The organism is Phocaeicola coprocola DSM 17136 (assembly GCF_000154845.1).
GTDB classification, from domain to species: Bacteria; Bacteroidota; Bacteroidia; order Bacteroidales; family Bacteroidaceae; genus Phocaeicola; species Phocaeicola coprocola.
Window position 1 is genome coordinate 134,871 of record NZ_DS981512.1, and the last position, 9,323, is coordinate 144,193.

A 9,323-nucleotide genomic window follows, 5' to 3' on the forward strand; every position below is an offset into this window, starting at 1 on the left:
ACATGAATGCGATTAAAAACATTACGATAGGCCATACGGAACGTCTTTACAAGCCCGTGGGCTATACCATGCTCGCCAATCTGGTCAACATCATACCTTTCTGCCTCTCCATCGAGGCGGTGCGCATCATCTTCGCCGCGTTCGACGGCAGCGGACGACCGCTCGACACGGCAAGACTGTGGTGCATTTTCGGCATATTGGCTGTCTATATGCTGGTGATGGCTTTGGCCGAACGGGCCTCCTACCGGGCCAATTTCAGAGGAGCCTACGAAATGAGTGCGTCGGGGCGCATTGCACTGGCGGAACATCTGCGGAAACTCTCTCTCGGATTTCTTTCCCGGCGCGACCCCGGCGATCTTTCGTCCATGCTCGTTACCGATTTCACGATGGCCGAGACGGGCATTTCCCACCATTTGCCCCAACTGATGGGAGCCGTCGTCATGCCCGTGCTGGCATTCCTCTCGCTGGTATGGATCGACTGGCGGATGGCCGTTGCCATGTTCGCCGCACTGCCGGTCGCCTTGCTTGTCCTATGGATGAGCACGAGTGTGCAGAAAAAGTTGAGCGGCAGGCAGATACAAGCCAAAATCAATGCCGGGAACCGCTTGGAGGAATACTTGCAGGGCATTCGCGTGATGAAAGCCTACAACCTGCTGGGCGACCGCTTTGTCCGCCTGCGCGATGCTTTTGCGGAACTGCGCCGTGCCTGTATCCGTCAGGAAGCCATGCTGGGGCCTTTCGTGCTGCTGAGCATTACATTGGTGCGGGCCGGACTGACCCTGATGGTGCTGTGCGGAACCTACCTGCTGTTGGGAGGCGAACTCTCGCTGCTCGTCTTCGTGCTGTTCCTCGTGGTCGGCTCGCGCGTGTTCGACCCGCTGACTTCGGCGCTGACCAACTTTGCGGAGTTCCGCTACTTCTCCATTGCCGGAGGGCGTATTCTCACGCTGATGAACGAGCCGGAGATGGAAGGCGAACGGCAGGCGCCGGCCACCGGCGACATCCGGTTCGAGCATGTGTCGTTCGCCTATCAGGACAAGAAGGTGCTTCAGGACGTTTCCATCGCGTTTCCGAGAAACACGCTGACGGCTCTCGTCGGTCCTTCGGGGAGCGGGAAAAGTACGGTGATGAAACTTTGCGCCCGATTCTACGACCCGCAGCAGGGGCGTGTCCTTTTCGATGGCGTTCCGATGAAAGATATAGAACCTGAAAGTCTGATGAGCCGCATCTCGATGGTGTTCCAGGACGTCTATCTGTTTCAGGACACGATACGCGACAATATCCGTTTCGGAAAGCCCGGTGCGACGGACGAGGAGATCATCGCGGCAGCCGAGAAAGCCTGCTGCCACGATTTCATCATGCGCCTGCCGCAGGGATACGACACGATGGTGGGTGAGGGCGGTTGCACGCTGTCCGGCGGCGAGAAACAGCGCATATCCATCGCCCGCGCCATCTTGAAGGATGCGCCGATTATCCTGCTGGACGAGGCGACCGCATCGCTCGACCCGGAAAACGAGGTGGAGGTGCAGAAAGCCATCGACACGCTTATCAAGGGACGCACCGTCATCGTCATCGCCCACAAGCTTAAGACGATCATGAATGCGGACCGGATCGTCGTTCTGGAAGACGGACGGGTAAAAGAACAAGGCACGCACGACGAACTGATGCGGCACGAGGGGCTTTATGCCCGTCTGTGGACGATTCAAGAGAAGTCCGCAGGCTGGACCGTATAGAATAACGGGAAGCCCGGATAATAGGACTTTCACGAAAAGCCGGAAAGAAGGCAAGCCCCTCTTTTCGGCTTTTCCTTATTTTATCGGCATTGTCGTAAATCAGTACGACGGCATAGTTACTGTTTCTGACTGCTGAACGATGCTGCGTTATTCATTGTTCGCTGGACCTTTCGGTTATGGCAGAGACAAGACGGCTACCCGGCCTCGTGTCCGGAAACACCTTATTATAATTATACCGAAAAATTTCCTTTTCAAGTCCATATTCTATACCCGTTATATCCCGTTCACCTCTCCTTTTTATTTATTCTCGTTCTTATCGCTCCCTGCCGCACTCCCTTGTCGGTGTGATTTTCCCATGCGAAGGTACAGCGTCATTCGGTCGTCAAGTACCGCTCCGCTAACCGGCTCGCGGATTTGCCCGGCAGCCTTCCCAAATCGAAGATGACCTTTCGGTCCCCGCCGTGCTGCGCTGTCGGGTTGGGTATTCCGTTCAATCCCCGGCGGTTTCCTTGCCTTTTCCTCATTTTCCCGCTGTCTGGCCTGCATGTAAAATCTATCCCGATAAGGAAGCCGGAACAGCTTCCGAAAAAAGGGAAGAAAAAGTTTAACGAATAAAAATTAACGATTATGCCAAACTGGTGTTCAACAGCGTATGTGATAGAGGGCGACGCGCAGGAAATCAAAAGCCTCTATGAGTTGATGAAAGATTTGCAGGACAGAAAAACGCCTGCCGTGAAAAACGGCTTCGGGACATCATGGCTGGGGTGTCTTGTGGATGCCTTGGGCAAGGACTGGGACAAGGTGAGTTGTCGGGGAGATTGGGCAAACCTCGAAATGGTGGGCGAAACCCTCCGCTTTACGACGGAGACGGCATGGGGGCCATGCAACGAGACATTCGACCTCGTGTGCGAGAAATTCCCATCGCTCCGTTATTATTACCAGACCGAAGAGCCGGGAATGGGCTTCTACGAGACCAACGACAGCGAAGGCAAGTATTTTACCGACAAATACATAGTCGATTTATGTACTGCCAAAGGCAAATACTTCTGCGAATATTTTGCCGACAGGGAGAGCCTGTTTGCGTGGCTTGGCGAGGTCGCAGGAAAAACCGTCCGCTCGGAACAGGATGCCAAGGCTCTGTTTGAAGAATGGGCGCAGGAAAACCCCGATTCTTGCTGCAGTATCAATGAATATGTGGTCGTGGATTAAATCGGACAGACAGCCATGAGAACCTATCATTGGAAAGAGTACGGCTTTATCGGGACTGTACCCGACTTCGCCCGGCATTTCGGGATATGCAAAAGCCCGACTTTCGTCAATGCGGTGCGGAGAGTGTCCCGACACGTTTATAACTGCATGAACGCACGGGAACAGGCGGAATATGAAGAGAAGCGGGAGCGGGTGAAACCCGCTTACCGCCTCTATCTGGACGAGGAACGCACACGTTTCATCGAAATGACGAAAGAGGAGTACGAAGCTGTCGGCCTGCCCGTGGTGCAGGAAGAGGTCGGCATGTTCAAACTGTCTTACAGGAACAGAAGCCTGCCCGCATCGTTTGTCGGAAACGGTCGGGACGAAAGCCCCGTGGCTTCGGCCATGAAAAAATATCGGGCAGAAGCCATGCGTTTCGCCGGACAGGTCATGCTGGCTACGGGTTATTTCAATACCCGTCTGCCGACCGAACAGCCCAAAACCGAGATAAACTATACGGAATTGCGATTGTCGTACAGCAACGGTATCGTGTTCTATTTTGTCGCTGACCGTAGCCGTGACGGAGTATGCGGCTGTTACCTGCAACGGATAACGCTCGACGGCAAGCAGATATATAACGGCTGTTTTAGCCGATATTCCAGCGTCGATGACGTTTTGCAAAAGACACAATCGAACGGAGAATGCCAAAATGCCCATTACCATTTTATAGAGTAGACGATAAGCCCTCTCGGACAGTAAAAGTTCGAGAGGACTTTCTCTGTACGCCGTTTCCACGGAACGACCTCCTTTTTTAGCCAATGTTCCGGCTTTTTTATACAGTCCGGCTTCTTCCCCTTTTACTCCACTATCGTATCTCCTTCTTTCCCTTATCTCGTTTCCGCCACTTTCTCGCCGGTTGGATTTTCCCATGCAAAGGTACAGCGGTCGTCCGGTGTCAAGTACCGCCATGCTAACCGCTCGTGGATTTGCCCGGCAGCCTTCCCAAATCGAAGATGTCCTTTCAGTTCCCTCCTTGCTGCGCCTGTCGGGTTGGGTATTCCGTGAAATCCCCGGCTGTTTGCTTGCCTTCCCGTCCTTTCCCCGCTGTCTGATCTGCATGTAAAATCTCTCCCGGCAAGGAAAGCTGAAAAGCTTCCGAGAGGAGGGAAATAAATAACTCGGAGTTTAATTTAACTTTTATGTATTATGCACGCAAATGGTAATCAAATTATGGAAGGGAAAGTTCTGGACGAACAGGTTAAGATAAGAATTTTTGAGGCATTCCGGCAGTCATGTTTTTTGTTTGATGAAACAAGCGGTCAATGCGCCTATATGGGGTCGGTTCGTAAATGCGATGGGAAGTGTCGCCTAATGCTACGCTTTAAGCAGAATCTGGATAAATTGTTTTGTTGAAAAGGAATTGCAGCCATTGGCTGAACCTTATCGACAAGTTCAATATAGCGGATAGAAAGATATATTAATTTTTAATCTTGACAAGATATGAGTATAATATGTACACGATGTGGCGGTACGCAGGTAGTATGCGAAGCCACAGTAAACCCCAACACCAAAGTGATAACGGAAATTTCCGACGATTCTTTGCAATTCGGCCGGTGCGAAACCTGTAAGGCACGAAGCGTCCTGACGGATGTAGAGAAGACAAAGGCCGCCATCAAGAGCGGATTTGCCGGATTTGTCGAGGCGAACGGCAGGAAGCCCCATTATGCAAGTTGTCGGATAGTATGGAAGTACACCAACGATTCCGAAGACGTAAAAATCCGGCTGCTGGAAAGCGGTGAAAGTATTGGAAACGACATGTTCTTCTCCTGCAACAGCCTCCATGCCCTCGAATCTCTGGCGGAGTTCGGAAAAGAACCGTTCATCGTAACGGAATGTTACGGGTTCAAGACCTTAACAGAAGAGGAAATCTCCGATGAAAAAGCGTATGAATACGAGTTCGGAGACGAGAAAATCGTTGTTACAGGTAAAGAAGTACGTGCATTTTACTCGGAAGTATACAGGCTGACGGCACAGGACATCGAACAGTTTGCAGCCTATAATACGGCAAAACGCATGTATTACCGGAAAAATGATTGCCAGCTTACCCCGGAGCTTGTCCGACGGTTGCTCGATGAAGAACATTTGATGAAAGCAGGTGAATCCGACAGTTTCACGATTCAGTTGTTCTTCCTGTGGCATGTGCGGATTCGGAAAGAACCTGAAAATTTTGCACCGTTCAAATACGCTTTGGAAGCCTGTTGCTTGGATAACGTACAGACTTTCAGCCGCCGATACATCACGCTCGAAAAAGCATTGCTTCATTGCCTGAACGGTTTCAATGAAAACGCTAATATTCAAAACCGCTACCAATCCCTGCAAGACTATCTTCTGGGACAGGCGCACGGCAAACGCTGATAAATAGCCTCATGCGGCACAAGCCTCCGAACCTGCAAAGCCGGTTTCGGGGGCTTTATTCCGCAAGGTCGTCTCTCCAGTTATATGCCATACCCGGCATGTCACAAGAAATTCCTTTTTAAGCGGACGTCCACCTGTTATAACCCTTATACCCCATTTCCATTCCTTTCTACCTCCCGATAGCGTTTCCCGTTTTTGCTCCTGACGTTACCCGACAAATCAAGGCAAGACACACGACACCCTATGCAGCTGCAAAGGAACGTCGGAGGAGTTAAACTCTTTTATATCACATTCCTGTGAATCTTAATAAAAAAAGTCGTTCATGGCACCTTGTGGAATTGATTTTTATATATTTGCAGTAAGAAGTTACGAAAAGAGTGTAATTTATTGGAAATGAGCGTAGGTTAATTGCTCTTGATAGTAATAGGTTACGATTTAGTTAGTTATCTACTGCATTATCCTTCTGCGCGTTGCGTAACCTTCAAAGAACTCTTCGTATGCAAAAGTAGCTATTTAATTCGAGATTTTGATATAAACTCCCGTTTTTTATCCCCTCATTCATAAGAATTTTCCGTAAAAGCGGTATTGTCCGTCGGCACACCATTGCCCAAAACGAGTTTGGAACAAACGTGTGCCGACTACCGCATAGCTGGAGAAAAGGGCATTGCCTCACGCCTAAACGATGTTTAGACAGATGAAGCAATGCCCCTTTCTTTTGCGCCTATGCCAAGAGGTGCTTTTACGGGTTTTCAAATGATTTTTCTTTTTTCGCTGTCTCTTTTGCCGGAAGCGGAAAGTGAATGCAGAGTGTGTCAGCCTGCCCCATGAATGAAACAGGCGCCCACACACAGCCGGACAAACCGGGAAGAATGATTGTTGCCACCCGGCTGAACAAGTTCCGTCGGATCGGAAACAATCATACTTCCTTTGTTGTGGTTTGCCCTTTTCACGCTTCCGGTGATGTCTTTTTCCTTTTGGTGATTCTTTTTTTTACGGATTTTCCCCTGAAGTTTTTTTCTACACAATCTGCCTCTGTTTTCGTTTACCTCCATTTTGCGCCTTTCAGTAAGCCGCATCAGTCAGTCATTTTCGTTCTGGGCGCAAAGGTAATTCCGGGATTGGACGGGAAAGCAAGGTCAAGCCTCCTGTTTTCGGTAAAAATCTCCAGCCCTGCGGGTAGTATTTTGACCGAAAAACCTTGCATTCCCTAATCCCTACCTTTTCAAGCACCCGAAACGAAAACGACCGATGCGACAGAAAGACGCATAAAAAAAATGTCGGATAAACGAGAGGCAGATAAGATAGTTTGAAACTCAACTCCCTCAGCTCTTGAATCCGCATTAAAAACAAAAAAATCAAAAACAGCGAAGATATGACGGCAACGGCAAATTTCAGACAAATGGCGCAACACATCGGGTTGGCGATATGCGGCTTGATGATGCGCACCGCCTTCGGGGTGTTCGGCATCCTTTGGGGCATCATCAGAGAGATTGTAAACGGAGTGTTCCGAGTGGCGATAGGTGTAATCGTGGCTATCCTTTCCACCATTGCCTTCTTTGGCTTCATCCTTTGGTTATTCACCCTTTAACCCTTACCGACATGGCAAAAAGAAACAGCAAGACGGCAGCGCAGCAGTGCAGATATTACGAGGTGGACAACATCTTCGTGTATATGGTGGAAACGTACATCAACGGCAATTTTGAAACTTTCCGAAGATTGTACCACGAACTGAACAAGGACGCACGGAGGGATTTCATGGACTTCCTTCTCAGCGAGGTAGAGCCGACCTATTGGAGAGAGATACTGAAACAGATAATCTAAAAATGACAGCGATATGAAAGGAACAGACCATTTCAAGAGAACGATATATATGTACTTGGAACAGCGTGCGGAGGAAGATGCGCTATTTGCAAAGAAGTACCGCAACCCTGCCAAGAACATGGACGAGTGCGTGACCCACATTCTGAACTATGTGCAGAAAAGCGGTTGCAACGGTTTCACGGACGGAGAGATATTCGGGCAAGCCATCCACTACTATGAGGAAAACGAGATAGAGGTGGGCAAACCGATGGACTGCCAAGTGGTTGTGAACCACGTTGTGAAACTCACGGCAGAGGAAAAGGCGGAGGCACGTCAGAACGCTGTCCGCAAATACCAAGAGGAGGAACTCCGCAAGTTGCAGAACCGCCACAGACCGTCAGCGAGAAAAGAAAACCAACCCCAACCCTCATTATTTGATTTAGGCTTATGAAACCGAAGACCAAGATACAGAAAGAGGTGGCAAGACTTTCCGCCAACCTTCGCCCCATATCAGCGACACAAATAGATTGGGCATACCGCCACTGCGTTGAGCATATCGGCTACCGCACCAAGAAAGGGAACATCACCTGTTCCGACTGCGGTCACGAGTGGCACAGCGACAGCGGACTATGCGACACCCTTGAAGGCTGCACCTGCCCCAAATGCCATGCCGAACTCAAAGTGCAGGACACACGCAGACGCATCTACAAGGAAACGCAGAATTTCAGCGTGATAACCACCTGCAAAGGGTATCAGGTAATCCGCGTGGCGCAGGTCAGATGCGAGAGCAGGAAAGGCGAACCGATGCGTTTCTACTGCCACGAGGTCGTGCAGCGTTGGATTTCACCCGACGGCAAGGTTACGGACATGGCGTTGCTCCGTGGCTTCCTTTTCTGCTATTGCGATGTGTGGGCATTAGGCAGCGATATGGAGGTAAGACCGCACAACAGCCTATACGATGATGTGGTGGCAAGAAGCTGTGCATATCCAAAGATGAGGATATTGCCCCAACTCAGACGTAACGGCTTCAAGGGCGATTTCCACGGCATCTCCCCCGTGCGTCTTTTCAAAGCCTTGCTTTCAGACCCAAGAATTGAAACCCTTATGAAAGGCGGTGAGATTGAGGTCATGAAACACTTTCTTTTCAATACCCGTACTGCCGATGAATGTTGGGCATCATATCTGATTGCCAAGCGTCACAAGTATCAGATAGACAACCTCTCAATGTGGTGCGACTATCTGCGTATGCTCAAAAAACTCGGTCAAGACCTCCGTAACCCGAAGAACATCTGTCCCGAAGATTTCATGGCGGCACACGACAACGCAACCCGAAAAATTGAAGCCATACACGAGAAGGAAAGAGCCGCAGAGCAACGCCGTTGGGAGATTGAAAGGCGTGAGCGTGAGCAACAGCGACAACTCCAACGAAAGAAAGATGCGGAGGATTTCATCGCCAACAAATCCAAATTCTTCGGCTTGGTAATCACGGACGAGGAAATAATCGTCAAGGTGCTTGAAAGCATAGACGAGTATTACAACGAGGGCAAGACGCAGGGCATCTGCGTGTTTGGCAGTGGATACTACAAGAAAGCCGACACCCTCATACTATCGGCAAGGATTGGCGATGAGATTATTGAAACCGTAGAGGTGGACTTGCGAACCCTCGAAGTGGTGCAGTGCCACGGCAAGCACAACCAGGACACCGAATATCACGAGCGCATCATAGACCTTGTGAACAAGAACGCCAACCTTATCCGTGAGCGGATGAAAGCGGCATAGCATAACCCCTAAAACAACATTGATATGGAAGTAAGAATTGAAAGTATGATTTGTGTGTGGGATGATGCAATCCCCACGATGTTCCTTGAATTTGTGAACCTCCTCACTCTCACAACGAGTGAGGGGGAATTGAGAAAGAGCGTAAAGGAGTTTGCCGAGAAGCACGAACTTGACAAGTTTTTCCTTTACGGCTTCGGCTCACACCATTTCTACCTGCACCAACGCTACACAAGCAACCCCGAAATGGTGATGAAGAACAGAGTTCTGTCAGTACATTTTTAACCATCTAAAAAGCAACATTATGACAACACGAATGACCATCAACGGAGTAAGCACCTGCGCGGAAGCAGGTACGGAGAAATACGAGCGTTCCAATCGGGTATCGGAATCCACCACAGTGCGAGT

Annotated in this window: 10 protein-coding genes and 1 pseudogene; all 11 read left to right on the forward strand. The window is 49.9% G+C overall.

Going from position 1 to position 9,323, the window contains the following annotated elements; translation table 11 throughout:
* Window positions 1-2 precede the first annotated feature (2 nt).
* The gene (locus tag BACCOP_RS18895) at window positions 3-1,733 is read left to right on the forward strand and encodes an ABC transporter ATP-binding protein (RefSeq protein ID WP_007571994.1); all 1,731 of its coding nucleotides are present in this window, start codon (window positions 3-5) and stop codon (window positions 1,731-1,733) included.
* A 627-nt stretch (window positions 1,734-2,360) separates the two neighbouring features.
* Entirely contained in the window at window positions 2,361-2,942 is a 582-nt protein-coding gene (locus BACCOP_RS18905) for a hypothetical protein (RefSeq protein ID WP_007571996.1), read from the forward strand.
* 15 nt (window positions 2,943-2,957) lie between these two features.
* Window positions 2,958-3,659: a hypothetical protein gene (locus BACCOP_RS18910; protein WP_225719306.1), complete on the forward strand. Its 702-nt coding sequence runs from the start codon at window positions 2,958-2,960 to the stop codon at window positions 3,657-3,659.
* A 765-nt stretch (window positions 3,660-4,424) separates the two neighbouring features.
* Complete coding sequence (locus tag BACCOP_RS18920; protein WP_007572000.1) at window positions 4,425-5,339, forward strand: hypothetical protein; 915 nt, start codon at window positions 4,425-4,427, stop codon at window positions 5,337-5,339.
* A gap of 824 nt (window positions 5,340-6,163) precedes the next feature.
* Window positions 6,164-6,550, forward strand: coding sequence for a hypothetical protein (locus tag BACCOP_RS20305; protein ID WP_009126113.1), 387 nt, complete (start codon window positions 6,164-6,166; stop codon window positions 6,548-6,550).
* 161 nt (window positions 6,551-6,711) lie between these two features.
* Window positions 6,712-6,927, forward strand: coding sequence for a hypothetical protein (locus BACCOP_RS18930; protein ID WP_004291535.1), 216 nt, complete (start codon window positions 6,712-6,714; stop codon window positions 6,925-6,927).
* Between the two features lie 11 nt (window positions 6,928-6,938).
* On the forward strand, window positions 6,939-7,160 hold the full coding sequence (locus tag BACCOP_RS18935; RefSeq protein WP_004291534.1) for a hypothetical protein: 222 nt from the start codon (window positions 6,939-6,941) through the stop codon (window positions 7,158-7,160).
* Between the two features lie 13 nt (window positions 7,161-7,173).
* A complete protein-coding gene (locus BACCOP_RS18940) occupies window positions 7,174-7,590 on the forward strand; it encodes a PcfK-like family protein (RefSeq protein ID WP_004291533.1) in 417 nt (138 codons plus the stop codon).
* Window positions 7,587-8,918 (forward strand): PcfJ domain-containing protein, encoded by a 1,332-nt coding sequence (locus tag BACCOP_RS18945; protein ID WP_004291532.1) that lies wholly within the window; start codon window positions 7,587-7,589, stop codon window positions 8,916-8,918. Before BACCOP_RS18940 ends, BACCOP_RS18945 begins: the two co-directional genes overlap by 4 nt.
* Before the next feature lie 24 nt (window positions 8,919-8,942).
* Complete coding sequence (locus BACCOP_RS18950) at window positions 8,943-9,200, forward strand: hypothetical protein (protein WP_004291531.1); 258 nt, start codon at window positions 8,943-8,945, stop codon at window positions 9,198-9,200.
* Window positions 9,201-9,219: 19 nt separating this feature from the next.
* A pseudogene (locus BACCOP_RS20550) lies at window positions 9,220-9,323 on the forward strand (DUF3873 family protein); the annotation flags it as partial.